We start from the raw sequence: 25739 nt of genomic DNA, 5'->3' as shown, positions 1-25739 counted from the left end.
ATGTTCCTGTAATGCATGACCCTGAGGGGGGTTCATATGGGGACAGATGACCTGACACCGGGGCATCCTCACAGTCAACGGGAGCTGTGCGAGGCAGGTCGACAGCTCTACGCGGATGCGCTGCGAACCGGGCGAATACCCCGGTCCGAGGTGGAACAAGCGCCCTGTCTCATCGACTTGGCACTGGTGCACGCCGACCCGGACGACACCGAATGGCTACGGCCGCTGCCCCCGACGGTAGCGCTCGGCCACCTCGTCCACCCCATCGAGCAGGAAATCCAGGAGCGCCGGCGGGTCGCCATCGGCCTGACCGAGACCTTCGCGCCGTTCCTCGCCATGGCGGCCCAGAATCCCGTCGCCTCCAGCGGCATCACCGTGCTGGAGGGGCTGGGGCTCATCAACACCACGCTCGACCGTGTCGTGTCGGAGTGCTCCGAGGAGCTGCTGACCGTGCAGCCCGGGAGCGGCCGCAAGCCGGGAACCATAGCGGAGGGGCTGCGCCGCGTCACGCCCCTGCTCGACCGCCGCGTCCGGATGCGCACCCTCTACCAGCACACCGCACGCCACCATTCGGCCACCATCGCCTACGTGGACCGGGTCGGCTCCGACGTCGAGGTGCGCACGCTGGAGGAGATCATCGACCGGCTGATCGTGGTCGACCGCAAGGTGGCGTTCATCCCGGCCCGCTCCGACCGGCAGGTGGCGCTCCAGCTGCGCCACCCCGGCCTGGTGGAGTACCTCGTCGGCGTCTTCGACCAGCTCTGGCACCACGCCGTCCCCTGGGACGAGCAGCCCGTCACCTACCGGCCCGAGCTGGACGGGGTCACCGGCATCCAGCGCTCCATCGCCAAACTCCTCGTGGAGGGGCACGTGGACGACGCCATCGCCCGCCGCCTCGGCATGAACGTCCGCACCTGCCGCAGCCACATCGCCAAACTGGCCGCCACCCTCGGCAGCGGCAGCCGCACCCAGCTCGGCTACCTCATCGCCCACTCCGGCCTGCTGGAGGAGACGGACTGACCCGGGCCGGGGGAGCGCTCCCGGGAGGCGGGACCCGGACCGCCGGGACACCGCCCGCAAGACGCCGAAGAGGCCGGAAAGCACTGTGCTCTCCGGCCTCTCGGCGTACCTCCGGCCCCTCCGGTGAGGGAGGCGGCTACTGCTCGCCCGACGGCTGCCCCGGCCGCCACACCACCAGCGCGCTGGTGTGCCGCACGTCCTCGTACCGCACGAGGTCGCGGCGGTAGGAAGCGTGCACCTGCGCCTCGCGCTGCCGCATCTGGGCGGCGGCGCCGTCCACGGCGGCGGAGAGCTCGGCGATGCGCTGCTGGAGCGCGGCCACCTGGTTCTCCAGTTCGATGATGCGCTTGATACCGGCGAGGTTGATGCCCTCGTTCTGCGACAACTGCTGCACCTGGCGGAGCAGTTCGATGTCGCGGGCCGAGTACCGGCGCCCGCGCCCGGCCGTGCGGTCGGGCGACACCAGGCCGAGACGGTCGTACTGGCGCAACGTCTGCGGGTGGAGCCCGCTGAGCTGGGCCGCCACCGAAATGACGTACACCGGGGTGTCTTCCGTCAGTTCGTAGGGGTTGCGGCGTCGTCCGTCCCGGTCCATGGCCATCGGCCTACGCTCCCTTCGCTGCCTTGAACAGCTCCGCCCGCGGGTCCTCGTCCGCGGTGGCCTTGCGGTACGCCTCCAGGGCCTCGCGGGCCTCGGAGGACAGGTGCTGGGGCACCGCCACGTCGACGGTGACCAGCAGATCGCCGCGGGTGCCGTCCTTGCGGACGGCGCCCTTGCCGCGGGCCCGCATCGTCCGCCCCGCCGGGGTGCCCGGCGGCAGCTTCAGCGTCACCGGGGGGCCGCCCAGGGTGGGTACGCGGATCTCGCCGCCGAGCGCGGCCTCCGTGAGGGTGACCGGCACCGTGACGGTGAGGTTGTCGCCCTTGCGCCCGAAGACCGGGTGCTTGCCGACGTTCACCACCACGTACAGGTCGCCCGCGGGGCCGCCGCGCTCACCCGGGCTGCCTTTGCCGCGCAGCCGGATCCGCTGCCCGTCCGAGACACCGGCCGGGATGCGGACCTGCATGGTGCGTGAGGACTTGGCCCGGCCCGAGCCCTTGCAGACCTCGCACGGGTCCTCGGCGATCAGGCCGCGGCCCTTGCAGTCCACGCACGGGTCGGTGAGCGAGAAGCCGCCCCCGCCGCCGCGCGAGACCTGGCCGGTGCCGACGCAGGTCGGGCAGACGCGGGGCGTGCCGTTCTTGTCGCCCGTGCCCGAACAGGCCTTGCAGGGCGCCTGGCTGGACATCCTCAGCGGCACCGTCGCGCCGTCCACGGCCTCGGTGAAGCTGAGCGTCACCTCGGACTCGATGTCCTGGCCGCGCCGGGGCTGGGTCCGCGTGCCGGCGCCCGCGCCGCCGCGGTTGAACAGCCCGCCGAAGACGTCCCCGAGGCCGCCGCCGAATCCGCCCTGCCCCTGGCCGCCGCCGGGGGCACCGCCCCCGAAGAGGTCGCCCAGGTCGAAGTTGAAGTTGCCGCCGCCGGCTCCGCCACCACCGGGACCGGGGCGGAAGCCGCCGTTCCCGAAGAGGGAGCGCGCCTCGTCGTACTCCTTGCGCTTCTTGGGGTCGCCGAGGATGTCGTTGGCCTCGGAGATCTCCTTGAAGCGCTCCTCGGCCCTGACGTTGCCCGTGTTGGCGTCCGGGTGGTTCTCCCGGGCCAGCTTGCGGTACGCCTTCTTGATCTCGGCGTCGGTGGCGTCCTTGGGGACGCCGAGGACCTTGTAGTAGTCCTTCTCGATGTAGTCCTTGGTACTCATCGGCGACGTCCCTCCTTCCACTGCGACGTCACCGCCGCGCGGTCACCGGTGAAGGTGACCGCGGCGGCGGTGAGCGGTTCAGCCCTCCTGCGGGCCACCGTTCTCCTCGTCCGGCTTCGCCCCGTCCGGCTCGGCCTCGGCCTGCTCGGCCTTGGCGTCCGCCTGGGGCTTGGCCTGCTGGGCGCCCGGCTGGGGCTCGGCCACCGCGACCCGGGCGGGCCGGATGGTGCGCTCGCCGATGCGATACCCCGGCTGGAGGATCGCGACGCACGTCGTCTCCGTGACGTCGGGCGCGTAGCTGTGCATCAGGGCCTCGTGGATGGTCGGGTCGAAGGGCTCGCCCTCCTTGCCGAACTGGACCAGGCCCAGCTTGGCGGTGACCGCCTCCACCGACTCGGCGACCGACTTGAAGCCGCCGACCAGCTCGCCGTGCTCGCGGGCGCGGCCGATGTCGTCGAGGACCGGCAGCAGCTCGGACAGCATGCCCGCGACCGCGACCTCCTTGACGGTGACCCGGTCGCGCTCGACCCGGCGCCGGTAGTTCTGGTACTCGGCCTGGAGCCGCTGGAGGTCGGCGGTGCGCTCGGCGAGGGCCGTGCGCGCCTGGTCCAGCTGGGCCGTCAGACCGGCCGTGGCGTCTCCGCCCGCGCCCGCCGGGCCCGCCTCGGTGGAGGCGGGCCCGGCGGTCTCGGCCGCGTCGTCCGAGGAGGCGCCGGGGGTGACGTCAGCGTCGTGCTGCTCGTCGAATCCGGGAGTCTCCTCGGTCACGCGGCACCACCCTTGCGCTTGTCGTTGTCGTCGTCGACGATCTCGGCGTCGACCACGTCGTCGTCACCCTGCTGGGCCTGCTCGCCGCCCGGGGCGCCCTCCTGGGCACCGGCGTCGCCGCCGGCCGCCTGGGCGTCGGCGTACATGGCCTGGCCGAGCTTCTGCGAGACGGCCGCGACCTTCTCGGTGGCGGTGCGGATCTCGGCGGTGTCCTCACCCTTGAGCTTCTCCTTCAGCTCGGTGACGGCCTCCTCGACCTCCGTCTTGACCTCAGCGGGGACCTTGTCCTCGTTGTCCTTGAGGAACTTCTCGGTCTGGTACGCGAGCTGCTCGCCCTGGTTGCGGGACTCGGCGGCCTCGCGGCGCTTGTGGTCCTCCTCCGCGTACTTCTCGGCCTCCTCGCGCATGCGGTTGACCTCGTCCTTCGGCAGCGAGGAGCCGCCGGTGACGGTCATCTTCTGCTCCTTGCCCGTGCCGAGGTCCTTCGCGGTCACGTGCATGATGCCGTTGGCGTCGATGTCGAAGGCGACCTCGATCTGCGGGACACCGCGCGGGGCCGGCGGCAGGCCCGTCAGCTCGAACATCCCGAGCTTCTTGTTGTACGCCGCGATCTCGCGCTCGCCCTGGTAGACCTGGATCTGCACGGAGGGCTGGTTGTCCTCGGCGGTGGTGAAGATCTCGGACCGCTTGGTCGGGATCGTCGTGTTCCGCTCGATGAGCTTGGTCATGATGCCGCCCTTGGTCTCGATACCGAGGGACAGCGGGGTGACGTCGAGGAGCAGGACGTCCTTGACCTCGCCCTTGAGGACACCGGCCTGGAGCGCGGCGCCGATGGCGACGACCTCGTCCGGGTTGACGCCCTTGTTGGCGTCCTTGCCGCCGGTCAGCTCCTTGACGAGCTCGGCGACGGCCGGCATGCGGGTGGAGCCACCGACGAGAACGACGTGGTCGATCTCGGAGAGCTGGATGCCCGCGTCCTTGATGACGTTGTGGAACGGCGTCTTGCAGCGCTCCAGCAGGTCCGAGGTGAGCTGCTGGAACTGGGCGCGGGTGAGCTTCTCGTCCAGGTGCAGCGGGCCCTCGGCGGAAGCCGTGATGTAGGGCAGGTTGATCGAGGTCTCGGTGGACGAGGACAGCTCGATCTTCGCCTTCTCAGCGGCCTCGCGGAGGCGCTGGAGGGCCATCTTGTCCTTGGCGAGGTCCACACCGTGGCCGGACTGGAACTGCTTGACCAGGTAGTCGACGACGCGCTGGTCCCAGTCGTCGCCGCCGAGGTGGTTGTCACCGTTGGTGGCCTTCACCTCGACGACGCCGTCGCCGATCTCCAGGAGGGACACGTCGAAGGTGCCGCCACCGAGGTCGAAGACGAGGATCGTCTGGTCGTCCTTGTCGAGGCCGTACGCCAGGGCTGCGGCGGTGGGCTCGTTGACGATGCGCAGGACGTTGAGGCCCGCGATCTCGCCGGCCTCCTTGGTGGCCTGGCGCTCCGAGTCGTTGAAGTAGGCCGGGACGGTGATGACCGCGTCCGTGACCTTCTCGCCCAGGTAGGACTCCGCGTCGCGCTTGAGCTTCTGCAGGATGAAGGCGCTCATCTGCTGCGGGTTGAAGCTCTTGCTGTCGATGTCGATCTTCCAGTCGGTGCCCATGTGGCGCTTGACCGACCGGATGGTCCTGTCGACGTTCGTCACTGCCTGACGCTTCGCGACCTCGCCGACGAGCACCTCACCGTTCTTGGCGAAGGCGACGACGGACGGCGTGGTCCTGGCGCCCTCGGCGTTGGTGATCACGGTGGGCTCGCCGCCCTCCAGAACGCTGACGACGGAGTTAGTCGTGCCCAGGTCGATGCCGACCGCACGTGCCATGTCAATTCCTCCAGCTAACTACTTGAGTGGAACTGACTCAAGGATGCACGAGCCTTCGCGGCGCGTCAATGCGGTTGAGCCGACTGGGCTCAACTTTCGTTCGGCTTGGCCGTGCACTGAGCCACTGCGTGGCTCGTTTTCCCAGGTCAGGGGCGGCGTGAGCTGGGCTCGCCGCGCCCCGGCTGGGGGTGCGGGGGCGTTTTCCCGTTGCCCCGGACGGGGCGGGTGGGGTGGCCTCAGGCGCCGGCCGGGCTGGGGGTCGGCTGGGCGCCGTTTCGACCTGCCCGTCACTGATGGCCTCAAACGCCGGCCAGGCTGGGGGTCGGCTGGGCGCCGTTTCGACCGTGCCGGTCACTGATGGCCTCAAACGCCGGCCAGGCTGGGAATTGGCTGGGCGCCGCCTCGACCTGCCCGTCACTGATGGCCTCAAACGCCGGCCGGGCTGGGTTGGCTGGGCGCCGCCTCCAGCGCCCCGTCACTGATGGCCTCAAACGCCGGCCGGGCTGGGGGCCGGCTGGGCGCCGTTTCGACCGTGCCGGTCACTGATGGCCTCAAGCGCCGGCCGGGCTGGGAATTGGCTGGGCGCTTCGGTGCTGCGGTCGTGCGCTGCTTCGGTCGTAACCGTCAGTTGTCGGTCTCAGCCGCCGGGCGGGCTGATGGGTGGCGTCGGTCGGTGGATTTTCGGGGTGGAGGGATGAGACTGGGGCGAGTCGAGCCATATGGGGCAATTGTCCGTGACGCGTGTCCGTCGCGTGTCTCCGTGACGCGTGCCTGGGGCGCGTGGTCGTGGGGAGTGTTCGGGGCGTAGGTCCGGATGGGTGTCTGTGAATGCGTGAGCGTGAGGAGTTTCGGGTGGAGTCGTCTCAGCCCTCCCCCAGCACCGCCAGTACCGCCAGGGGCGCCAGTGCCGCCGTGCCGCTGGAGGAGGCCACCAGGACGCCGTACGTGCGGCGGCGGGCGCCGGTCGTGGCGGTGCTGATGACCTCGCGTGACCGGCGTCGGCAGACGCTGCGGGCGCTCGACGCCCTCGCCGACCAGCGGTCCCTGCCGCCCGGTACGGCCCTGCGCGTCCATCTGGTCGACGCGGGGTCGCGGGACGGCACCGCCGACGCGGTACGGGCCGCCCATCCCGAGGTCGAGGTCCACCGGGCCGGGCCGCAGGTCCGCTGGGGGGAGGGGATCAGGATGGCGAGCCGGAACAGCCGGGCGGCCGGGGCGACCCCCTTCACCCATCAGTTCTGGCTGCGCGACGACGTGGTCCTCGCCGACGAGGCGCTCGCCCTCCTCCTGGCCACCTCCCGGGCGCTCGGCGACACCGCCGTGGTCGTCGGCGCCGTCCGCGACGGCCGGGTGCCCGGCGCCCGCCCCGGCACCGCGCCGCTCGCCTACTCCGGGCGCCGCCGCACCCGCCGCCCGCACCGCCTGCCGCTGGTCGAGCCGACCGGCCGTACCGAGCCCTGCGACACCTACGACGGCGCCGCCGTGCTGCTGCCGCGCGCCGCCCGCGACCGGGCGGGCGACCTCGACCGGGCCTTCCGGCACGCCCTCGGCGACCTCGACCACGGTCTGCGCGCCCGCCGCGCCCGCGTCCCCGCCTTCGTCGCCCCCCGCACGGTCGGCGAACGCCACACCGCGCCCCTGCCGCCCGCCTCCGAGGAACCCGGCATCGGCGTCCGCGAGGCCCTGCGCCGCCGCGCCGCCGAACTCCCGCCCCGTACCTGGTGGACGTACTGCCTGCGCCACACCGGCGCCCGGGCCCCGCTCCTGATGGCGGCCCCGTATCTGCGCACGGCCCTGCGCGCGGCCCGCGCCTGAACGAGCGGCAGGCGTCGGGCACGGGCGCCGCCACCAGCTCGTACCGCTCAGCTCGGTGACGGCCGCCTCGGCGCTTGCCCGCGCCACGCCCGCTCCCGGCGGCCCTCGCCGCCTGTGCGGCTGACGCCGCTGCCGCCGTCACGCGGCCGTTCCACACCCACCGCCGAACAGCGGTGGCAACCATCCCGCCCGGACCCGACCCGGAACGGTCACGCGGGATAGTGCCAGGCAACGAGGGTACGGGGCAAGGCGGTTGCCCTCCCACCCCAACCAACATCCAACCACCCCTCCCCCACACACCAGCCCCCCACCACCACCCAGCCACCGGGCCACCGGGCCACCGGGCCACCGGGCCACCGGGCCAACCCCAGCCCGGCCGGCGCTTGAGGCCATCAGTGACGGGGAGGCGGAGGCGGCGCCCAGCCAACCCCCAGCCCGGCCGGCGCCTGAGGCCATCAGTGACCGGCACCGTCAGGCGGAGCCCAGCCACCGATCAGCCCGGCCGGCGCTTGAGGCCACCCCGCCCTCACCCGGCGGAGCCAGGAAGCTCCAGGGCAGCCGCCAGCGCCCGCCACTCCGCGATGGGCAGATCCCGCATGGGATCAGGAGTGACCACCTGGAGCGCCACATGATCAGCCCCCGCCTTCTGAAAGGCAGCCACCCGCGCCCGAATCCGCTCGGCACCGCCGTACGCCACCACCGCGTCCAGCAGCGCGTCACTCCCCCCGTCCTCGAAGTCGGCCTCTCCGAACCCGGCCCGCCGCAGGTTGTCGGTGTAGTTGGGCAGCTCCAGGTAGAAGCGGAGGTAGGCCCGGGCGGTCTCGCGCGCCCGGTCGAGGTTGTCGTCGAGCACCACCTTGAGCTCGGGCGCCAGCAGCGGCCCGACCCCGAGAGCCTCACGCGCCTCGGCGACGTAGTCCTCGGTCACGAGGTACGGATGGGCCCCGGCCGCCCGCTCCTTCGACAGCTGGAGCATCTTCGGCCCGAGCGCCGCCAGCACCCGCTGTCGGGCCGGGACCGGGTTGGGTGCCTCGTCCAGCGCGGTCAGGTACTCCTTCATCGCCGTGTACGGCTTGGCGTACTGATCCGGCGCCAGCACCTGGTGGCTGGCGCCGATCCCGAGGACGAAGCGGTCCTCGTTGGCGCGGTTGGCGTCGCAGGCCTCCTCGGCGACGCGGTCGGCCGGGTGGTCCCAGATGGAGAGGATGCCGGTGGCGACCCGTAGGTGGTGGGTGGCGGCGAGGACCGCCTCGGCGTCGGCGACGCTCGCACTGCCGCCGACCCAGATGGTCCCGTAGCCGAGCGCCTCGATCTCCTCGACGGCGTCGGTGATGGCTCCGTCCCGCCCCGTCCCGTCGGAGATCCGGAGCGCGCCGCTCCAGATGCCGACGGTGCCGAGGCCGAGTTCATGGGCGGCGGTGGTGTTGGCGGGGCTGGTCATGGGTCTCGCTCCTCCTTCTCGGGCGGCCGCGAGCCGACGGGCCGCGGCCGCCTACGGGCCCGTCCCGGGCGGCGGGGCCGGGCCCGGCGGCCGGTCGGGTGTGGCGGGGGCTGGTGCCCCACCGTGGACATCCTGCTGTCCGGGGCCGGTCATTCCCGGGACCCACGACGCCGGGAGACCCGGGTGGCGGCGAGGCCGCCGGCCACCCGGCCCGCCGCACGGCCCCTGTGACGGGATCTCGGGCCCCGCCCGGCAGCCCGGTGGCAGGATGCCCGGATGGACACCTCCCCTGCCCACGTCCCTGCCCCGCCCCGCGCCCCGCACCCCTGCCCGCTCCGCCTGGACGAGGCGCTGGCCAAGGTCGACGCCCTGTGGAGCCCCCGGGTCGTCACCACCCTCAACGACTACGACGTCAAGGTCGCCCGGCTCCAGGGCGCCTACGTCTGGCACGCCCACCAGGACACCGACGAACTCTTCCTCGTCGTGGACGGCACCCTCCACATCGACCTCCGCGACGCCCCCGACGCCGGGGAACGCACCGTCACCCTGGGGACCGGGGCCCTCTTCACCGTCCCCCGGGGCGTCGAACACCGCCCGCACACGGAGTCCGGAGCCCAGGTGGTCCTGCTGGAGCCGTCCGGGACGCTCTCCACCGGGGACTACGCGGGCGAGGTCCCCGACCACATCGACGCGACGACCGGGCGGAAGTGACTGAGGGGGCCTGGCGCCCCTCAGCGCCGCCCTGCGAGAATCCCCCCGCACACGCGACGGCGGACGAGGAACCCGGTGGGAATCCGGGACGGTACCGCCACTGTGAAGGGTGAGCGACCCGAAGGACGGCCACGGTCCCAGGCGTTGGAGCAGGGACGGGAAGGCCCGGGGAGCGTCGAACCCGAGTCAGGAGACTCACGCCGTCGCACCTCGGCACAGCGGGGCGGATCTCCCCGAGAGAGGACGGTGGCACGCATGTGCCCGTACGTCTGGACCCCGGCGCGGAGCCACCCGCGCCCCTGCCCCCTCACCCCGCAGGCCCGTACGCGGTGAGCGCCACCCTCACTCCGCTGCTCGGCCGGCTCACCGCCGTCGGCCCCTACTTCACCGCCGACACCACCCCGCGCGCCGACCCCGCCGAAGGCGGTTTCCGGCCACTCGCCGAACTGCACGGGGACGGCTTCGTCCCGTACGTCGCGGAGATCGGCCGGCGCATGGGCGTCGGGCCGGGCCGGATCGCCGCCTCCACCGCGCAGCTCGGGATCGCCTCGCGGCTCTGGTCGCTCGCGCTCGGCTGCGCCGCGCTCGGCGGGGAGGTCCCCGACCTCGATCCGGCCCGCGTCTGGTGGTACCGGGCGCCGGGCGGGCCGCTCGAACTCCGCGTCCCCGCCCCCCGCCCCCTGCCCGGGCCGCTCCCCGACGCCCTGCACTGGGCCGTCACCACCACCCACCTCGCACCGCTCGCCGCGACCGCACGCGCCCACTACGCGCTCTCCCCCCCGGGTCCTGCGCGGCAACTCCGCCTCCGCCCTGGTCGGCGCCCTGCGCGTCCTGACGAACCAGGCCCCGGACACCCCGCACCCATCCGTCCCCCTGGTCGAACGCCTCCTCGCCACCCCGCCCCTCGCCGGCTCCGGCGCCTTCCTCCACGAGGAGGGGCTCGGCATCGCCTTCACCCGCCGCAGCTGCTGCCTCTACTACCGGGTCCCGGCCGAGAAGTGCGGCGACTGCGTACTGAGGACGCGTACGCCCCGAGCCCGTACGCCCCGGAAACGTACGGGCCCGCCTACCGAGGAGCCGTCCGCGTGACCGGGCGCCGCTCGTCCCCCTGGCCGGCCTGGTCCGCGGGGCCCCCGAGGGGCGTGTCCGCCGTGACCTCGCGGACGTGGACGACCCCGTCGAACCACTCCCCCGGCGACCGCCCCGCCATGTAGTGCGCCGCGCTCTCCCGAGGGTCGAACCCGGGCCCGATCAGCCGCACCCGTGCTGGCGCCGCCAGCCACTCCGCGACCGCGCCGGGCAGCTCCCCGCTCCCCTCGCCCACTCCGCTCACATCCACCCAGTACGCGTCGGGCCCGCCCCGCCCGAACACCTCGTCGAGGTACCCCTCGGGCGACGGCGGCACGTCGTACGGGATCGCCCCATGGCTGAAAGTCACCCCGACGGAGAGGTAGGCCGGGCCGAGGCGCTCGCGCAAGAAGCTCCCGGCGTTCCGGTGCGTCTCGGGCGGTGACGGGGGCGTCACCGCCCGCGGCTCGCCCACCGCCATGTGGGCGAGCCCGCCCCAGTAGACGATCTTGTCCCCGCTGCGGCGGCACCATCCGAGGGTGTCCTCGGCCAGCTCCCGCTCGATCCCGGCCATCCCGGCGAGCCGCGGCCCCCGCTCGCCCCCGGGCGACGGCCGGGCGAATCGCACCTGGTCGGCGGGGTTGCGCAGGTTGTACGCCCGCATCCATTCGACCAGCCCGAGGATCTCCTCGGACCGCCAGAACAACCGCGCCCCGGCGGGCATCGCCCGCGGACCGCCCTCGCCCGTCCGCACGTACCCGTCGATCCCGACCGCGACCGGATCGTCCCCCTCCGACGCCACCGACCGGAATCCCGCCTCCTCCACCGGCACGCGCACCATGCGATGCGCCACCACCGCCAACTCCCGCCCCTGGCGGCAGGCGACCCCGACGGCCACCACCTCGGCGCCGCGGTCGCGTACGAGCGAGACGAAGGCCGCCAGGTCGCCCGACGGGGCTTGCGTGTCAGCGGCGTTCAGCGGATGGGCGCGGGCTCCGAGCCACTGGACGATCTGAGCGGTGCTGGTGTCCATGGTGTCCGGGTCCCCTTCGGTCGGGCGGTGCGGCCTCTGCGAAGGAGCCTCGGACGTCAACTTCGGTTGAGGTCAAGGGAGGGGCGGCGGCCCAAGAGGCACGCGCGAGCGAGCGGGACGCGACCCGGTCCGGTCGCGTCCCGCTCGGTTCGGGGGCCGCCCCGCGGGCAGCCGTGTCCGCTACAGAGGCGGCGCGTCCGGGCGCTCCGTGCACAGCGCCCAGATGACGAAGATGCCGAGGGCGATGTTGAGGAGGGCCCAGAGGGGGAGGTAGGGGAGCCACATGAAGTTGAGGATGACGGTGACGGCGGCGAGGCCGACGCCGGTGGCCTTGGCCCAGGTCTGGCCGGTGAGGATGCACCAACCGGTGATGGCGACCAGGACGCCGAGGAAGAGATGGATCCAGCCCCAGGCGGTGACGCTCATCTTGAAGGCGTAGTCGCCGAGGCCCGCGTAGACGGTGTTGTCGGCGATGCCCGCGATGCCCTGGAGGAAGCCGAAGACTCCCTGGATGAGCAGGAGGACGCCCGCGAGGACCGTGCCGCCGGTGGCCCAGGCCTGGCGGGTGGAGTCGTCCTCCGGGACGTCGGCGGCGCCGGTGTGCGCGCCGCTGTGCGCCTCACGGGGGTCGGGGGTCTCGTGCTGATCGCTCATGTCGGGTGCCCTCTCATCGACGGCGTGGCTTCGTCCAGCGTCGGGGCCCGGCACCGGGGGCGCGCGGAGGGCTGGGCCGAACGGGTGACGGCCCCCGGGCGGGCCGGGCCCCGGGGAGAGGCCGTACGAGCCGGGCCCACGCCGAACGCCTCTGGAGAGTGCACGGGAATTCACTCGCGGCGCCGGCGTTGTCCCTGGTGTCGTGGACGGCGAACGGGCAGCGCGGCGGGAACCTGGGACGAAGGAGCGTGGCGGGATGGCGGTGGGGGCGGACCGGGGATGTCTCTTCTGCGCGATAGCGCGCGGGGAGGCTGCGGCCAGCACGGTGTACGAGGGGGACCGGGTCGTCGCCTTCATGGATCTCCAGCCGGTGACGCCCGGCCACGTCCTGGTCGTGCCCAAGGCGCACGCGGCGGGGCTGGAGGATCTGCCGGAGGCGCTCGGGGCCGAGCTGTGGCAGGTCGCGCACCGGATCGGACGCGGGCTGCGCCGGTCGGGGCTGCGGTGCGAGGGGGTCAACCTCTTCCTCGCCGACGGGGAGGCCGCCTTCCAGGAGATTTCCCATGTGCATCTGCATGTCTTCCCGCGGTACGCGGGGGACCCGTTCCGGATCGACGCGGACTGGCAGGTGCGCGACCGGGGGACGCTCGACGCGACGGCCGGGGCGGTCCGGGCCGGGCTGACGGAGCTCGCGAACACCTGAAAGCCCTCGCACAGAGGCTGAGCCACGCCATGCCCCGCCGAGCCGCGTCCTCCGGCGGCAGCCGTCCCGCCCGGGTCAGGGTCGCCCAGAACACCTCGGTGAACAGCCCGGGCTGGACGCCGCCCCCGGCCGACTGAAAGCGGCAGACGAACCGCCCGTTGGAACCGCTTCCACCACGCCCGCGTCGCCACCATCGTCGCCGCCTTCGCCCTGCTGGTCGCCGCCCTCACCTGACCCCGAGGGCCGACACTCGCCCGATGCCGGGATAAACCGCGGGCCGCCGGCGACCCGCGGCGACGGCTCGCGCCGACCCCGCGCCCCGGCCACACGCCCCGATTGACAAAGCCCCGCCCCACCGTCACCATCATTGTGCTATTCCATATACACAATGATGGTGACCATGACGGAGGACGCACAGGCGTGATCACGTTCCAGATCGAGCGGCGCAGCGGGGTCGCCACGTACATGCAGATCGTCTTGCAGACGAAGCAGGCTCTGCGGCTGGGGGTGCTCGTCCCCGGGGACAAGCTGCCGACGGCCAAGGAGGTCGTCCAGACGGCGGCGATCAACCCGCACACCGTGCTCAAGGCCTACCGGGAGCTTGAGCGCGAGGGGCTGGTCGAACTCCAGCCGGGGCGTGGCACCTTCGTGCGGCGCGGGCTCGGCACCCCGGACGCCACCTCGGACGCGCCGCTGCGCGCGGAGCTGACCGCGTGGCTGCGGAAGGCCGAGGAGGCGGGGCTCGACGCGGAGGACGTGACCGCGCTCTTCGACGCCTGCCGGGCCGAGGTCTACACGGCGGCGGGTTCCGCGACACGGACCGGGCCGAAGCAGCACTGAGTACGCCGGTCCGCCGGCGGCCACCACGCCCCGGCCGACCGTCCGCCTCCCCCACCGACGAGAGAGCACCCACGTGTACACAGAACAGTTCGACCCGGCCGACGCCGGACTGGTCGCCGTCGAGGCGGCCGGGCTCGGCAAGCGCTACCGGCGCGGCTGGGCTCTGAAGGAGTGCACCTTCCGCCTGCCCGCCGGGCGGATCTGCGGCCTGGTCGGCCCCAACGGCGCGGGCAAGAGCACCCTGATGTCGATGGCCACCGGGGTCAGCGGCCCCTCGGCCGGATCGCTGCGGGTCTTCGGCGGCGACCCGCGCGGCGGCCAGGCCCGGCAGCAGGTCGGCTACCTCGCGCAGTCCAAGCCGCTCTACCCCCGCCTCACCGTCGCGGACACCCTGCGGATGGGCCGCGAACTCAACGGCTCCCACTGGGACCAGCGCCGCGCCGAGGCCATCGTGCGCGGCGGGAACATCCCGTTCGACGCCAGGGCCGGCAGCCTCTCCGGCGGCCAGCGCACCCGCCTCGCGCTCGCCCTCTGCTTCGGCAAGCGTCCCCGGATGCTCCTGCTCGACGAGCCGATGGCCGACCTCGATCCGCTGGTACGCCACGAGATGACCAGCCTGCTGATGTCGGAGGCGGCCGAGTCGGGGACGACCGTCGTCATGTCCACCCACACCCTCGCCGAACTGGAGGGCGTCTGCGACTACCTGCTCGTCCTGGCGGGCGGCCGGGTGCGGCTGGCCGGGGAGGCGGAGGAACTGGCCTGGGCGCACAGCCTGGTCACCGGCGCGCTGCCCGCCGACGGCGCGCGCGGCCCGCTGGACGGCCACACGGTCATCGAATCGACCACCAGCGGACGGCAGTTCACCGCGATGGTGCGCCGCGAGGCCCAACTCGCCGCCGGCCCCACCTGGACGGTCACCGAGCCCTCGATGGAGCAGTTGCTCCTCGCCTACCTCCGGTCGCCGGACGCCCCCGCGCTCCTCACCCCGTCCGCGACCCTGCCCGCCTCGACGCACCTCGCCGCGAAGGACCACGCCGCATGAGCACAGCCACCCTGGAGAAGGAGTCCGCCGCCGCGGAGGTGCGGGAGCCCCGCCGGCTGCTGCGCGGCATGACGTGGCTGGTGTGGCGCCAGCACCGGGCCGCCCTGTGGACCGGCCTCGCGCTGCTCACCGCGATCGTGGTCGCCGCCGTCCTCCTGCGCAACGGCGCCGTCGCCTACCAGGCGGCGCACGGCATCGCCGACTGCCCGCTGATGGGCGGCCCGGAGCGGTGCTCGTCCCGCCAGGCGAGCATCGAGGACTACCGGGCCATCTACGCGATGCCGCTGCGGATGGTGCTCGCCGCCATCCTCACGCTGCCCTTCCTCGGCGGCCTCTTCATCGGCGCGCCGCTCATCGCCCGCGAACTGGAGTCGGACACACACCGGTTGGTGTGGGCGCAGGCGGTCACCCGGGAGGGCTGGCTGCTGCACAAGCTGGCGCTGCCGATGGGCGCGCTGATGGCCGGCACGGGCGTCGCCGCGTGGTTCGGCTCGTGGGCGCTGGAGGGCGCCGGGCAAGCGACGCTCGGACTGTACTGGTACTCCGCCACGGCGATCATCTCCACCGGCCCGGCCGTCGTCGGGTACGCCGCGCTCGGCGTGGCCCTCGGCGCGGCGGCGGGCGCCCTGACCCGGCGGACGCTGCCCGCGATGGTCGTCACGCTGGCCGGGATGGGCGTGGTGACGGCGCTGGTGTCGCTGGTCCGCCCGTACCTGGTGCGGCCCATCACCTCCTTCGGCAGTACGGTTCCGCCGGTCCGCGAGGAGGACTGGATGGTGGAGCCGGTCCAGCCCGCGCTGGCCGACCGCACGATCTTCGACGCCGCCCCCTGCTACCAGACCGACGACTTCGACGCCTGCATGGCCGACCACGGCGCGCTCTACGAGTACTCGCTCCGCCACCCGCTCGCCCAGATGCGCGACCTCCAGCTCGCCGAGGGCGCCGTCTGCCTGGGCCTGGCCGCGCTGGCGGTGACCCTGGTGTGGGTGTGGATGCGGCGCCGGTCCTTCTGACCGACCCTCCGGCGTACGGGACCGCTCTTGGTACGTACGCCGCGTCCGACGTGCCGACGGGCGCGGGGCACGGCCATCCCGAGCCGTCCCCCGCGCCCGGCGGGTTTTCCACAGCAGCCAAGGGCCCCTCAGCCCTCGGCACCTGCCCGGGGCCCCTCAGCCCCGGACGTCGCGGCGGCCCGCCCGAGGGGGCCGCAAGACCAGTGTCGCGCCACCGGGCCGGTCAAGATGCCCGGCCGGCGCTTCTGCGGTGAAGGACTCGGGGAGTTCGGGCCGAGTGCTCCGCGTACGAAGATGTCACGGGCCCCGTGGTGGGACGTGGCCGGGTCGCGGGTGCCGGTCACTCGGCCGGCGGCCTCGCCGCTGGAACCTCTACGAGGCGTTCACCGCGCCCGGCCGGGTCCACGTGCAGACCGTCTCGATGCCCCACGGCAGCCGCCACCTGTGGACGGCCCGCGCGGTCGCCCGGCGCGGCGACGGCCCGACGGCCTCGACCTCACCGACGCCGCCGCCGACACCCCCATCGGCATGGGCTGCCGTGTCTGCGAACGCCTCGACTGCCCGCAGCGCGCCGTACCACCGCTGGGCCGCGCCCTCGCGGTCGACGAGAACACCGGCACCTTCGTCCCGTACCCGGTCAAGGCCGACCGGGGCTGAGGCGCCGGGTCACTTCAGCGCCGCCGGGCCCGCCGCAACCACGCGCAGCCGCCCAGGACCAGCGCCGGCTGGGACGAGCGCCAGCGCGTACGAGGCGGCGATCAGCCCCAGCGGCACGGCGGGCCGCACCCGCGGCTGCCGCCGGGAGCTCCCCCGCCGGGACGCCCGTCGAGCCCCGGTCGATCCGCACCGCCACGTCCGCCACCAGAGCACGCCGCCGGTGGCCGGCCAGTTCGGCCGCGGCCCGCTCCACGGCTGCCAGACAGGGCGTCCCGCTCCTGGTACGCCGACTCCGCGCTCCCGGACCCCGTGCCCCAGGACTTCACCACTGCCCCACCGCCCTCACCACCGTCCCGACGAGGCAGACCCCCGCTCCACCCGCATGCAATACACCTCGCGCACAGCCATCTGCCCCGCCCCCGCCCCGGGCGGCGCGCCCGCCCGGACAGCGGTACGCCCCCCGGCCCGGCCCTGTGCCGGGACCGGGGGGCGTACCGCTGTCCGGGCGGGCGCGCCGCTCGCTACTTGAGCTTCTCCGCGAAGAGCGGGACGACCTTGTCGAGGGCGTAACCGACGCTCAGGACCGAGTCGGTGGCGAACGCCTGGCTGATGTCCTGGTCGTCGAAGACGATGGACCGGCCGTCCTTCACCGAGGGCACCGCCTTGTACAGCGGGTCGCCGCTGATCTCCTTGGCGGAGATGCCGATCGGGGCCATGACGGTCAGGTCGGCGTCGAGCAGGTCGAGCTTCTCCTTGGAGACGGAGACCGAGAACGAGTCCCCGGCCAGCTTCTCAATCTTCGGGTTGTTGACGAAGCCGAGGCGCTTGACGAAGTCGACGCGGCCGGTGCCGCCGACGTACGCGCCGAAGCCCTCGGAGGTCCGCGAGCCGACCGTGATGGTCTTGCCCTTGAACTCCGGGTGCGCCTTGGCGGCGGCGGCGAACTTCTTCTCGGTGTCGGCGATCAGCTTGTCGCCCTCGTCCTCCTTGCCCAGGGCGGCCGCGACCAGCTTGGTCTGGTCCTCCCACGAGGTCATGTACATGTCCCCGCCCTCGGGGACGCCGACCGTCGGGGCGATCTTGCTGAGGGTGTCGTAGCGGTTCTGGTCGCCGCTGGACTTGGTGTCGAGGATCAGGTCGGGCTCGAGCGCCGCGATCTTCTCGAACTCCGGCTCCAGGGTTCCGATCAGCTCGGGCTTCTTGTCGTACATGCCCTTGGCCCAGGGGCCGACGCCCTCGCCGCCGAAGGGCAGCCAGTCGCTGGCCCCGACCGGCTGCGCGCCGAGCGCCAGCGCGGCCTCGGCGTCGCCCCAGCCGAGCGCCACGATCCGCTTCGGCGCCTCGTCGATGGTGACCTCACCGAACTTGGTGTCGACCTTGGCGGGGAAGGCGGCGCCTGCGGCGGGCTTTTCGGCGGCCTTGCCGCTTTCGCCCGCGCCGCAGGCGGTGAGGCCGAGGAGGAGTGCGGCTGCGGCTGCGCCGGCGAGCAGGGCCCTGGTGCGGTGGGGGCGCTGCGCGGCGGGGGAAGCGGATTCGTTCATGCGGCTTAGGTTAGCCTGACCTAAACCTGCGGTGCACCTGCGGTGGCGTCAGATTGCCCACACCTCCGGGGGGCCTCAAGCGCCGGCTGGGCTGTCCGAGTGCGCGCGACTTGGCCGCGCCCGCCCAAGATGGCCTCAAGCGCCGGCCGGGCTGTGGGGTGGCTGCGCCGCGCCTCGACCGTGCCGGTCGGGGCGGACAGGACGCCAAAGAACAGCCCGGCCGGCGCTTGAGGCCATCTTGAACCGGCACGGCCAAGTCGCGGCGCAGCCAAATCCCAGCCCGGCCGGCGCTTGAGGCCACAAAAAGGGGCGGCCCGGCCGCTAGACGTGGTGGCGGCCGAGAGGGACGACCAAGGGAGTCCCCGATGCAGGATCGGGGACGACTGAGCAGCGCATCCCGAAGACCTCGGTGACGAGTCCCTCGGTGACGATCTCGGAGGGCGCCCCCTCGGCGACAACCTGCCCGCGCTTCATGGCGATGAGGTGATCCGCGTACCGGCACGCCATGTTCAGCTCGTGCAGGACGGCGACGAGCGTCACCCCCCGTTCCCGGTTGAGGTCTGTGAGCAGGTCGAGGACGTCCATCTGGTGGGCGATGTCCAGGAAGGTGGTCGGCTCGTCGAGCAGCAGGATGTCGGTGCGCTGGGCCAGCGCCATCGCGATCCAGACGCGCTGCCGCTGCCCCCCGGACAGCTCGTCCACGGGCCGCTCGGCCAGCTCCAGGACGTCCGTGGAGAGCAGGGCGGCCCCGACCGCCGCGTCGTCCTCGGCGGTCCACCGCCGGAACCACCCCTGGTGCGGATAGCGCCCGCGGGCCACCAGGTCGGCCACGGTGATCCCCTCGGGGGCCACCGGGCTCTGCGGCAGGATCCCGAGCACGGACGCCACCTCGCGTGTAGGCGTCTGCTGGACGGGCCGCCCGTCCAGCAGCACCGCCCCCGAGGTGGGCGCGAGCAACCGCGCCATCGCCCGCAGCAGCGTCGACTTGCCGCAGGCGTTGGGCCCCACGATCACCGTGAACCGCCCCGGCGGGATCTCCACGCTCAGCCCGGGCACGATCTCCCGGCCGTCGTAGCCGATCCGGACGTCCCGCGCCTCCAACGTGTGCTCCGCACTCATCGGACGCACTCCTCTCTGCCTGAACCCCAGCCGTTCCGCACCCGTGCCCGCCCGCGGCGGGCCCGCTCACCCACCGCGCCCGACCCGGTTGGCGCGGGCCAGCAGCCACAGCAGGTACGGGGCGCCGACCACGCTCGTCACGATGCCGACGGGGAGTTGCGTCCCGGGCAGCGCGTGCTGGGCCGCGAAGTCGGCCAGCAGGACCAGCAGCGCCCCGGCGAGCGCCGCGTGCGGCAGCACCGCGCCCCGGCCCGGCAGCAGCATCCGGGCGACCGGCGCGGCGACGAACGCGACGAAGGCGACCGGTCCGGCCGCCGCCGTCGACACTCCGGCCAGCCCGACGCCGCAGGCCAGCAGCGCGAGACGGCTGCGTTCCGCCCGGGCGCCGAGCCCGGAGGCCGCGTCGTCGCCGAGCTGGAGGGCGCGGAGCGTACGGGCGGCCGTGAAGGTCAGCGGCAGTAGCACGGCCAGGGCGATGAGCTGCGGCCAGACCTGGTTCCAGGAGCGGCCGTTGAGGCTGCCGGTGAGCCAGAGCAGGGCGTTCTGCGCGGTGGAGACCTCGGAGCGGGACATCAGGTACCAGACCAGGCTGTTCAGGCCGAAGCCGACACCGAGGCCGATCAGGACGAGCCGCGCCCCGACCACTCCCTTGCGCCAGGCCAGTACGTAGATGGCGACGCCGGCGACCAGCGCGCCGATGAGCGCGCTCGCCGAGAGGACGAGGCCGGAGGCGGCGAAGACCATGGAGGCGAGGACGGCGGCCGCGGAGGCGCCGGAGCTGATGCCGATGACGTCGGGGCTGGCCAGCGGGTTGCGGAGCACCGTCTGGAAGACCGCGCCCGCCATGCCGAACCCGGCACCGACCAGGACCGCCAGCAGGGCGCGCGGCAGCCGCAGCTCCAGCACGACGAACTGCGAGCCGGCGTCGCCGCCGCCGAACAGTGTGGCGAGGACGTCGCCGACCGGGATCAGCATGTCGCCGACGCTGAGCGTCACCGCGAAGACCGCGAAGGCGGCCACCGCCAGCCCGAGCCCGACCGCCAGCGCCCGGCGCCCGCCGCGCCGCCGCACCCCGGCGACCGTCCGGGCGGCGTCGGCGAGCGCGGCCTCGGAGATCCGCAGCGGGGAACCGGCCGCCGCCGGAGCCCCTGCCGTCTTCCGCGAAGACGTGCCCCTGTCGCTCACAGCTCCACCAGCTTCCGCCGCCGTACCAGCCAGATGAACGGGACGCAGCCCAGCGCCGCTGTGACCACGCCGACCTGCACCTCTCCGGGCTGGGCCACGACCCGGCCCACGATGTCGGCCCAGAGCAGCAGCACCGGCGCCAGCACCATGCTGTACGGGAGCACCCAGCGGTAGTCGGGCCCGGTCACCAGCCGCGCGATGTGCGGGACCGCGAGGCCGACGAAGCCGATCGGTCCGGCCACCACGGTCGCCGCTCCGCAGAGCAGCACCACGGCGACGGCCGAGACGCCGCGCACCAGGCCGACCCGCTGGCCGAAGCCGCGGGCCAGGTCGTCGCCGAGGGAGAGGGCGTTGAGCTGCGGGCCGAGGGTGAGGGCGAGGAGGCCGCCGACGACGATGAACGGCGCGGCCTCGGCCAGCACCTCGACGGTGCGGGTGTTCAGGGCGCCGATCTGCCAGAACCGGAACTGGTCGTAGCTCTGCCGGTCGGTCAGCAGGACGGTGGTGGTCAGCGAACTGAGGACCGCGGTGGTCGCCGCTCCGGCGAGTGCCAGCTTGACCGGGGTCGCGCCCTCGCGGCCGAGCGAGCCGACACCGTAGACGACGAGCGCGGCGATCAGCGCGCCGAGGAAGCCGAACCAGAGGTACTGCTGTGAGGCGCCGAGGCCCAGCACGCTGATGGCGAAGACGACGCTGAGCGAGGCACCGGCGTTGATGCCGAGGAGGCTGGGGTCGGCGAGCGGGTTGCGGGTGACGCCCTGCATGACCGTTCCCGCGAGTCCCAGCGCGACCCCGGCGAGCAGTCCGGCGAGGGTGCGCGGGACGCGGACCTCGCCGACGATGAGCTGGGCCTTGTTCGCCGGGTCCGGGTCGAGGAAGGCGCCCGTCACGTCGGCGAAGGGCACCTCCCCGCTGCCGACGGCGAGGCTCGCGAGAAGCGTCAGCCCGAGCGCCACGAGGGCGAGGACCAGCCCGGCGGCGAGGGCGGGCCTGCTGCGGACGGAGCGCCTGGGGGGCTCGGGGGTGGCGGTGCCGGGGGCGCCGGGCTTGGTGAGGTCGAGGACGGCCGACCCGCGCCGGGCCGCACCGGGCGCGGCGACGGGGGCCGCCGTGCGCGCGTTCCCGGCCCGGTGCGAGGCGTCCGTGCCGGACGTACGGGACGGGGGCGTGCCGGAGCTGTCGGCGGGGCGGCCCTCGCGGGCGGCGGGGCCGGTCACGATCCGGCCGCCGGGGCGCCGGTCACGCGGTCATGCACTCTCTCTCACCCTTGCTCGTGGCCCCGGGATCTCCCGGGGCGCCGGGCCGGATCACCGGAGGGGACGGCGACCGGAGCACGCGGCTCCGGTCCGGGCCGGAGACCGGCTCACGCCAGTCGCCCCCGCCTACGGAAGCGTCCGGTCAGAAGCGGCCAACCCTGCCCACAAACCTGCCATCAACCCAAAGTAAGGTAAGCCTAACAGCACCTTTCCGGCCACCCCGCTCCACCGACCGCCCTGTCCCACCCGGGTCACGCCCCCTGGAGACCGCCTTGCCGAACCCCGTGCCCGAGGCTCCCGCCACCGGCCTCCACCACTCCCTGGCCCGCCTCACCCGCGTCCCCGACGCCCGCGGCCTGGGCCTGACCGAGCCGGCGGCGGCCTCCGCGGCCCCGCCCGCGCCCGTCGCGAGCCCGCTGCCCACCGGGTACACCGAGCTGACCGGCGTCGAGGAGCTGGACGCCCTGCTCGGCGTCCCGCACCCCATCGTCATCGACAAGGTCCACGACCGGCTGGCCGACGAGGACCTGGACCTGCTGGCCCGCGCCCCCTTCTGCTCGCTGGCCACCGCCGACGCCGAGGGCAACTGCGACGTCTCGCCGCGCGGTGGCACCCCCGGCTTCACCCACGTCCTGGACCCCGGCACGATCGCCCTGCCCGACCGGCCTGGCAACCGGCGCGGCGACAGCTTCCGGAACATCCTCACCAACCCGCACGTCGGCCTGCTCTACCTCATCCCCGGCGTCATGGAGGTCCTGCGGATCAACGGCCGCGCCCGCATCCTCACCGACGCCCCCTTCTTCGACGCGCTCGTGGAGAAGAACCAGCGCCCCAAGCTGGCCCTGGTGGTCGAGATCGACGAGATCTACCGCCACTGCCCCGCCTCCCTGCGCCGCTCCGGCGTCTGGACCCCCGGGACCTGGGAGAACGCGGGCGGGGAGGACGGCACCGCGTAACGACCGGCCGTCCCGCACGGCACCGCGTACCAGCGCGTCCAAGAAGGCGGAGGGCGTACGGGGCCGGCTCCGGGTCACCCCGCGGGCGCACCCGGCGGGCGGAACCGGCCGCGGAGTGCCAGGGTCCGAGCGAGGGCCGCAGCCGGGCGGCACCCCGGCTCCACCCGTGCCGCATACCGGAGGAGGCGCAGGGCAGGCGCGCGGCACGCGCCCGCCGGTGAGCGGCCGACCCGCGCCCCCGGCGGCGCGCCCGGCAGCCCGCAGGCGGTGGGGCGCGCCCGCCAGCAGACCGCCGGGAGGACGCCATGAGTACGGCTACACGGGAGAAGTGGGAGCAGGTGGCCGAGTGGGGCCGCCAACTGCGGCGCCCCGAGAGCAGCGCCCACCGCTCCCTCCTCTTCGTTCTGAAGTCCGCCCTGGCCGCCACCGTCTCCTGGTACATCTCCTACGAGCTGATGAACGCGACCTCCCCCGCGTTCGCCCCCTTCTCGGCCGTCCTGATGGTGCAGATCACCGTCTACCAGTCGGTGATCCAGTCCCTGCGGTACGTCGGCGCGGTGGCGGCGGGCGTCGTCGTACAGGCCGTCCTCGGGCTCTCCGCCGGGCCCGACCTGGTCACCTTCGCCTTGGTCGCGCTGGTCGCCCTGGTCATCAGCCGCTGGCGGGTGCTGGGCGCGCAGGGCTCCCAGGTCGCCACCGCCGCCTTCTTCGCCTTCGCCACGTACACCAGCGCCAGCAGCAACCCCGACCAGGTGAAGGAGCTCGGCCAGATCGTGCTGCTGGTCCTCATCGGCTCGGCCGTCGGCGTCGCCGCCAACGTGCTGGTCGCCCCGCCGCTGCGGTACCGCAGCGCCGAGTACGGCATCCGCGCCCTGGCCCAGGAGATCCACGACCTGCTCGGCTCCATGACGCCCGCGCTGGGCGACGGCGCCCCCGACGAGGACACCGCCGCCGGCTGGCGGGACCGCGCGGGCCACACCGGCACCCTGATCGCCCAGTCCCGCGAGGGGCTGCGCACCGCCCGGGAGAGCCTGCGCCTCAACCCGCGTCCCTGGGCCCGCAAGCGCCGCCGCCACCTCACCTTCCAGGCGTACGACCAGACCATGGAGGCGCTGGTCCGGATGATCTCGCAGGTCGCCGCCGTCACCCGCAGCCTCGACCAGCGCCATCAGCACGCCACCGACTCCTCCCAGGACTCGGAAGGGGCCACGGGGTCCGGCGGTGACTCCGCCAGCGAGACCGAGGACGACCGGGACCCCGACTACGCCCCCTTCCTCCGCGACTACTCCACCTTCCTCGCCGCCGTCGTGGACTTCACCGAGATCCTCGCCACCCTCGACGAGGACCACCTCCGCGACCAGGCGGGGCGGCTGCGCGACGCCTCGGTAACGGTCGAGGAACGCCGCCGCGACGTGACCCGGAGCACCGATGAACGCGGCCTCTCCCTCACCGACCCGACCGACCCGTACGGCGTCCTCGTCGTGGAGGCGACCCGCCTCTCCGAGGAGTGCCGCTACACCGCCGAGGTCCTCAGCCACAGCGCCGACAGCGCGGGGGAGGGCGGATACGACGACGGGCGGGCCAGCGGCTGACCACCGCCCCGCCCGCCTCGCCCGCGCGCTACCGCGTCACGAACTGCGTGAGGATCGCCTGGACCTCGTAGATGTCGACGCCCTTGGTGAACGTCTTCTGGATCGGCGCCGTCGCCCCCGAGAGCCAGATCTTCAACTCCGCGTCCAGGTCGAACGTCCCGGCCGTCTCCACCGCGAAGTGGGTGATGCTCCGGTACGGGACGGAGTGGTACTCGACCTTCTTGCCGGTGATCCCCTGCTTGTCGACGAGGATCAGCCGCCGGTCGGTGAAGAGAATGGTGTCGCGGATCAGCAGGTACGCCGCGTGCACCTGCTCGCCCTGGCCGAGGAGTCGCGCGTACTCCTGCTGCGCCGACCCCGGGTCGACCGTGTGCGCGTTTCCGAACAATGCCATGACGCCCCCCTGTTTTTCCCGCTCTCGTACCGTCATTCTCCGGCCCCTGACGAGCGGGCCACGCGAATTATCACCCGCCCGCCCCCTCCGCGGAAGCCCACGGAAAGAGGGGGCGCACCGGAGGGAAATCCGGTACGCCCCCCACTTCCGCGGGCGGGGCCGCTCACAGCGGGCGGTGGCCGCCGTAGTAGCCGCCCAGCTTGTCGTGGTAGGCGGCGTCGCCGACGTGGCGGTCCTTGTCGAACTCCGGGGAGTTCTTGATCTGCTCCTTGGTGAGCTCGACGTGGATCCTCTGTCCGTCGGTGTCCACGGTGCGCACGGTGCCCGCGGGGAGCAGGACGTGCTTGCCGAAGATCCACACCCCGGTGTCGACCACCAGGTAGGCGGAGCCGGCCTCGTCCGAGTGCTTGTCGACCTTGCCGACGGCACCGTCGGTGGCCTCGACCTTGTAGCCGGTCAGGTCGGTCCCGGCGGTGTGGCCGGCGGTCGGCTGGTAGCCCCAGATTCCGTCACTCATGGGTCACTCCTCGGTTGGCGAATTGACGGCTCCGGCGGCGCGTATCAGGAATTCCTGACGGTTTTCCCTCGCAGCCGCCGATCTGCTCTCGCCGCTGTCCTGAGGAACGCGTGCCCCGCGTGGGGAATATGATTCCCCGCTCGCCCGGAAGAAAGGGAAATCCCCCCACGGTCGGACCGCATACGCCGTATGAAGGCCGACGGCGGCATCACCCTGGAGAGAAGGGAAGTTGACGCGGGCCGGTCCCGGCGACGGGCTCCAGGGCGCCTCACGTACCGGGTCCCGGAGCCCGCCCTCACCTCAAGGACGCACGGAACACACCGCCAGCAGACAGAGGTTGGCCCCCTGGGTGTTGCTCACCTGGGCCGAGCCCTCGTCGCCGCCGACCGTGCAGTGGGCGAGGAGGCAGAGGTTGCCGCCCTGGACGCCTCGGTAGAGGGAGGTGAGGGGGGAGCGGTCGGCCGGGGCGGAGTCGGTGGGGCGTATCGAGGTGTTGGCGGTGGGGCGCGGGGTGTCGGGGGCGGCCGCCGAGGCGGTGGCCGCGCCGGTGAGGAGGAGGGCGGCGGTGGTCGCGGTGGCGGCGGCCAGGCGGGTGAGTGCGGTGCGGGTCTTCATACGGGCTCCAGAGAGTCTCAGCGGTAGGGGAGTCGCGTCGGCACCGGGCAGGCGGCGCGGTGCCGTTCTCTGGTTCGGAGCGGGGGCGGGCGGGGTTTGGTCGCCTCGTGTGCCGGGTTGGTGAAGTCGAACTGCAGA

Annotated in this window: 24 protein-coding genes, 2 pseudogenes and 1 riboswitch; of the genes and pseudogenes, 11 read left to right on the top strand and 15 right to left on the bottom strand. The window is 73.3% G+C overall.

Annotation, left to right across the window (positions count from 1 at the left end):
* Window positions 1–150 precede the first annotated feature (150 nt).
* A complete protein-coding gene (locus tag ACFWMZ_RS22615; protein ID WP_383181075.1) occupies window positions 151–1020 on the top strand; it encodes a helix-turn-helix transcriptional regulator in 870 nt (289 codons plus the stop codon).
* Window positions 1021–1156: 136 nt separating this feature from the next.
* On the opposite strand, the gene ACFWMZ_RS22610 is transcribed toward ACFWMZ_RS22615, so the two are convergent.
* The 4 genes from ACFWMZ_RS22610 to dnaK form a co-directional block, all read right to left on the bottom strand.
* Window positions 1157–1615: a heat shock protein transcriptional repressor HspR gene (locus tag ACFWMZ_RS22610; RefSeq protein ID WP_383181211.1), complete on the bottom strand. Its 459-nt coding sequence runs from the start codon at window positions 1613–1615 to the stop codon at window positions 1157–1159.
* A gap of 10 nt (window positions 1616–1625) precedes the next feature.
* Entirely contained in the window at window positions 1626–2819 is a 1194-nt protein-coding gene (gene dnaJ, locus ACFWMZ_RS22605; protein ID WP_383181073.1) for a molecular chaperone DnaJ, read from the bottom strand.
* A gap of 78 nt (window positions 2820–2897) precedes the next feature.
* On the bottom strand, window positions 2898–3587 hold the full coding sequence (grpE, locus tag ACFWMZ_RS22600; protein ID WP_383181070.1) for a nucleotide exchange factor GrpE: 690 nt from the start codon (window positions 3585–3587) through the stop codon (window positions 2898–2900).
* Window positions 3584–5449 carry a molecular chaperone DnaK gene (dnaK, locus tag ACFWMZ_RS22595; RefSeq protein WP_383203728.1) on the bottom strand — a complete coding sequence of 622 codons (1866 nt, stop codon included), beginning with the start codon at window positions 5447–5449 and terminating at the stop codon, window positions 3584–3586. The genes grpE and dnaK overlap by 4 nt, the downstream gene beginning before the upstream one ends.
* Before the next feature lie 852 nt (window positions 5450–6301).
* On the opposite strand from dnaK, the gene ACFWMZ_RS22590 reads away from it, so the two are divergent.
* Entirely contained in the window at window positions 6302–7264 is a 963-nt protein-coding gene (locus tag ACFWMZ_RS22590; protein WP_383181064.1) for a glycosyltransferase family 2 protein, read from the top strand.
* A 526-nt stretch (window positions 7265–7790) separates the two neighbouring features.
* Here the strand turns inward: ACFWMZ_RS22590 and ACFWMZ_RS22585 are convergent.
* Window positions 7791–8705, bottom strand: coding sequence for a TIGR03620 family F420-dependent LLM class oxidoreductase (locus tag ACFWMZ_RS22585; RefSeq protein ID WP_383203725.1), 915 nt, complete (start codon window positions 8703–8705; stop codon window positions 7791–7793).
* Between the two features lie 276 nt (window positions 8706–8981).
* On the opposite strand from ACFWMZ_RS22585, the gene ACFWMZ_RS22580 reads away from it, so the two are divergent.
* Both ACFWMZ_RS22580 and ACFWMZ_RS22575 read left to right on the top strand, forming a co-directional pair.
* Window positions 8982–9416 (top strand): cupin domain-containing protein, encoded by a 435-nt coding sequence (locus ACFWMZ_RS22580; protein ID WP_383181058.1) that lies wholly within the window; start codon window positions 8982–8984, stop codon window positions 9414–9416.
* A gap of 63 nt (window positions 9417–9479) precedes the next feature.
* A riboswitch (cobalamin riboswitch) is annotated at window positions 9480–9613 on the top strand.
* A gap of 412 nt (window positions 9614–10025) precedes the next feature.
* Window positions 10026–10505, top strand: coding sequence for a (2Fe-2S)-binding protein (locus ACFWMZ_RS22575; RefSeq protein WP_383203742.1), 480 nt, complete (start codon window positions 10026–10028; stop codon window positions 10503–10505).
* Here the strand turns inward: ACFWMZ_RS22575 and ACFWMZ_RS22570 are convergent.
* Window positions 10483–11517, bottom strand: coding sequence for an erythromycin esterase family protein (locus ACFWMZ_RS22570; RefSeq protein WP_383203722.1), 1035 nt, complete (start codon window positions 11515–11517; stop codon window positions 10483–10485). The two genes, ACFWMZ_RS22575 and ACFWMZ_RS22570, sit on opposite strands and share 23 nt — an antisense overlap.
* Before the next feature lie 180 nt (window positions 11518–11697).
* A complete protein-coding gene (locus tag ACFWMZ_RS22565; RefSeq protein ID WP_383172090.1) occupies window positions 11698–12171 on the bottom strand; it encodes a hypothetical protein in 474 nt (157 codons plus the stop codon).
* A gap of 262 nt (window positions 12172–12433) precedes the next feature.
* Between ACFWMZ_RS22565 and ACFWMZ_RS22560 the strand changes: the two genes are divergently transcribed.
* Window positions 12434–12874, top strand: coding sequence for an HIT family protein (locus ACFWMZ_RS22560; RefSeq protein WP_383203739.1), 441 nt, complete (start codon window positions 12434–12436; stop codon window positions 12872–12874).
* A 34-nt stretch (window positions 12875–12908) separates the two neighbouring features.
* On the opposite strand, the pseudogene ACFWMZ_RS22555 reads toward ACFWMZ_RS22560, so the two are convergent.
* Window positions 12909–13004: pseudogene (locus ACFWMZ_RS22555) on the bottom strand (TetR family transcriptional regulator); the annotation flags it as partial.
* A 290-nt stretch (window positions 13005–13294) separates the two neighbouring features.
* Here ACFWMZ_RS22555 and ACFWMZ_RS22550 point away from each other — a divergent pair.
* The 4 genes and pseudogenes from ACFWMZ_RS22550 to ACFWMZ_RS22535 form a co-directional block, all read left to right on the top strand.
* Complete coding sequence (locus ACFWMZ_RS22550; RefSeq protein WP_383203719.1) at window positions 13295–13714, top strand: GntR family transcriptional regulator; 420 nt, start codon at window positions 13295–13297, stop codon at window positions 13712–13714.
* Window positions 13715–13787: 73 nt separating this feature from the next.
* Entirely contained in the window at window positions 13788–14756 is a 969-nt protein-coding gene (locus ACFWMZ_RS22545; RefSeq protein ID WP_383172094.1) for an ABC transporter ATP-binding protein, read from the top strand.
* On the top strand, window positions 14753–15769 hold the full coding sequence (locus tag ACFWMZ_RS22540) for a transporter (protein WP_383203716.1): 1017 nt from the start codon (window positions 14753–14755) through the stop codon (window positions 15767–15769). Before ACFWMZ_RS22545 ends, ACFWMZ_RS22540 begins: the two co-directional genes overlap by 4 nt.
* A 364-nt stretch (window positions 15770–16133) precedes the next feature.
* A pseudogene (locus tag ACFWMZ_RS22535) lies at window positions 16134–16426 on the top strand (short-chain fatty acyl-CoA regulator family protein); the annotation flags it as partial.
* A gap of 521 nt (window positions 16427–16947) precedes the next feature.
* On the opposite strand, the gene ACFWMZ_RS22530 reads toward ACFWMZ_RS22535, so the two are convergent.
* From ACFWMZ_RS22530 to ACFWMZ_RS22515, 4 genes are all read right to left on the bottom strand, one after another.
* The gene (locus tag ACFWMZ_RS22530) at window positions 16948–17967 is read right to left on the bottom strand and encodes an iron-siderophore ABC transporter substrate-binding protein (RefSeq protein WP_383172100.1); all 1020 of its coding nucleotides are present in this window, start codon (window positions 17965–17967) and stop codon (window positions 16948–16950) included.
* 321 nt (window positions 17968–18288) lie between these two features.
* Window positions 18289–19086, bottom strand: coding sequence for an ABC transporter ATP-binding protein (locus tag ACFWMZ_RS22525; protein WP_383172102.1), 798 nt, complete (start codon window positions 19084–19086; stop codon window positions 18289–18291).
* A 66-nt stretch (window positions 19087–19152) separates the two neighbouring features.
* Window positions 19153–20271 (bottom strand): FecCD family ABC transporter permease, encoded by a 1119-nt coding sequence (locus tag ACFWMZ_RS22520; protein ID WP_383203714.1) that lies wholly within the window; start codon window positions 20269–20271, stop codon window positions 19153–19155.
* The gene (locus tag ACFWMZ_RS22515) at window positions 20268–21488 is read right to left on the bottom strand and encodes a FecCD family ABC transporter permease (RefSeq protein ID WP_383172106.1); all 1221 of its coding nucleotides are present in this window, start codon (window positions 21486–21488) and stop codon (window positions 20268–20270) included. The genes ACFWMZ_RS22520 and ACFWMZ_RS22515 overlap by 4 nt, the downstream gene beginning before the upstream one ends.
* Window positions 21489–21799: 311 nt before the next feature.
* Here ACFWMZ_RS22515 and ACFWMZ_RS22510 point away from each other — a divergent pair, with 311 nt between their 5' ends.
* Entirely contained in the window at window positions 21800–22483 is a 684-nt protein-coding gene (locus ACFWMZ_RS22510; RefSeq protein ID WP_383203712.1) for an MSMEG_1061 family FMN-dependent PPOX-type flavoprotein, read from the top strand.
* Between the two features lie 305 nt (window positions 22484–22788).
* Window positions 22789–24075 (top strand): aromatic acid exporter family protein, encoded by a 1287-nt coding sequence (locus ACFWMZ_RS22505; RefSeq protein ID WP_383203709.1) that lies wholly within the window; start codon window positions 22789–22791, stop codon window positions 24073–24075.
* A 28-nt stretch (window positions 24076–24103) separates the two neighbouring features.
* Here the strand turns inward: ACFWMZ_RS22505 and ACFWMZ_RS22500 are convergent, their stop codons facing one another.
* The 3 genes from ACFWMZ_RS22500 to ACFWMZ_RS22490 form a co-directional block, all read right to left on the bottom strand.
* Window positions 24104–24469, bottom strand: a complete 366-nt coding sequence (locus ACFWMZ_RS22500; protein ID WP_383172112.1) for a PH domain-containing protein — start codon at window positions 24467–24469, stop codon at window positions 24104–24106.
* 163 nt (window positions 24470–24632) lie between these two features.
* Entirely contained in the window at window positions 24633–24986 is a 354-nt protein-coding gene (locus tag ACFWMZ_RS22495; protein ID WP_383203706.1) for a PRC-barrel domain-containing protein, read from the bottom strand.
* A 300-nt stretch (window positions 24987–25286) separates the two neighbouring features.
* Window positions 25287–25601: a hypothetical protein gene (locus tag ACFWMZ_RS22490; protein ID WP_383172116.1), complete on the bottom strand. Its 315-nt coding sequence runs from the start codon at window positions 25599–25601 to the stop codon at window positions 25287–25289.
* Window positions 25602–25739: the final 138 nt, after the last annotated feature.

Source organism: Streptomyces sp. NPDC058373 (assembly GCF_042723275.1).
GTDB lineage: Bacteria > Actinomycetota > Actinomycetes > Streptomycetales > Streptomycetaceae > Streptomyces.
The sequence above is the reverse complement of the archived record's forward strand: the minus strand, read 5'-3'. Positions and strand labels throughout refer to the sequence as shown.

Bases quoted from the DNA above. Each gene is read 5' to 3' on its own strand.
- ACFWMZ_RS22500 (WP_383172112.1), bottom strand. From the start codon at position 24,469: ATGGCATTGTTCGGAAACGCGCACACGGTCGACCCGGGGTCGGCGCAG.
- ACFWMZ_RS22565 (WP_383172090.1), bottom strand. From the start codon at position 12,171: ATGAGCGATCAGCACGAGACCCCCGACCCCCGTGAGGCGCACAGCGGC.
- ACFWMZ_RS22490 (WP_383172116.1), bottom strand. From the start codon at position 25,601: ATGAAGACCCGCACCGCACTCACCCGCCTGGCCGCCGCCACCGCGACC.
- ACFWMZ_RS22610 (WP_383181211.1), bottom strand. From the start codon at position 1,615: ATGGACCGGGACGGACGACGCCGCAACCCCTACGAACTGACGGAAGAC.
- ACFWMZ_RS22540 (WP_383203716.1), top strand. From the start codon at position 14,753: ATGAGCACAGCCACCCTGGAGAAGGAGTCCGCCGCCGCGGAGGTGCGG.
- ACFWMZ_RS22495 (WP_383203706.1), bottom strand. From the start codon at position 24,986: ATGAGTGACGGAATCTGGGGCTACCAGCCGACCGCCGGCCACACCGCC.
- ACFWMZ_RS22585 (WP_383203725.1), bottom strand. From the start codon at position 8,705: ATGACCAGCCCCGCCAACACCACCGCCGCCCATGAACTCGGCCTCGGC.
- ACFWMZ_RS22570 (WP_383203722.1), bottom strand. From the start codon at position 11,517: ATGGACACCAGCACCGCTCAGATCGTCCAGTGGCTCGGAGCCCGCGCC.
- ACFWMZ_RS22530 (WP_383172100.1), bottom strand. From the start codon at position 17,967: ATGAACGAATCCGCTTCCCCCGCCGCGCAGCGCCCCCACCGCACCAGG.
- dnaK (WP_383203728.1), bottom strand. From the start codon at position 5,449: ATGGCACGTGCGGTCGGCATCGACCTGGGCACGACTAACTCCGTCGTC.
- ACFWMZ_RS22525 (WP_383172102.1), bottom strand. From the start codon at position 19,086: ATGAGTGCGGAGCACACGTTGGAGGCGCGGGACGTCCGGATCGGCTAC.
- ACFWMZ_RS22580 (WP_383181058.1), top strand. From the start codon at position 8,982: ATGGACACCTCCCCTGCCCACGTCCCTGCCCCGCCCCGCGCCCCGCAC.
- ACFWMZ_RS22505 (WP_383203709.1), top strand. From the start codon at position 22,789: ATGAGTACGGCTACACGGGAGAAGTGGGAGCAGGTGGCCGAGTGGGGC.
- dnaJ (WP_383181073.1), bottom strand. From the start codon at position 2,819: ATGAGTACCAAGGACTACATCGAGAAGGACTACTACAAGGTCCTCGGC.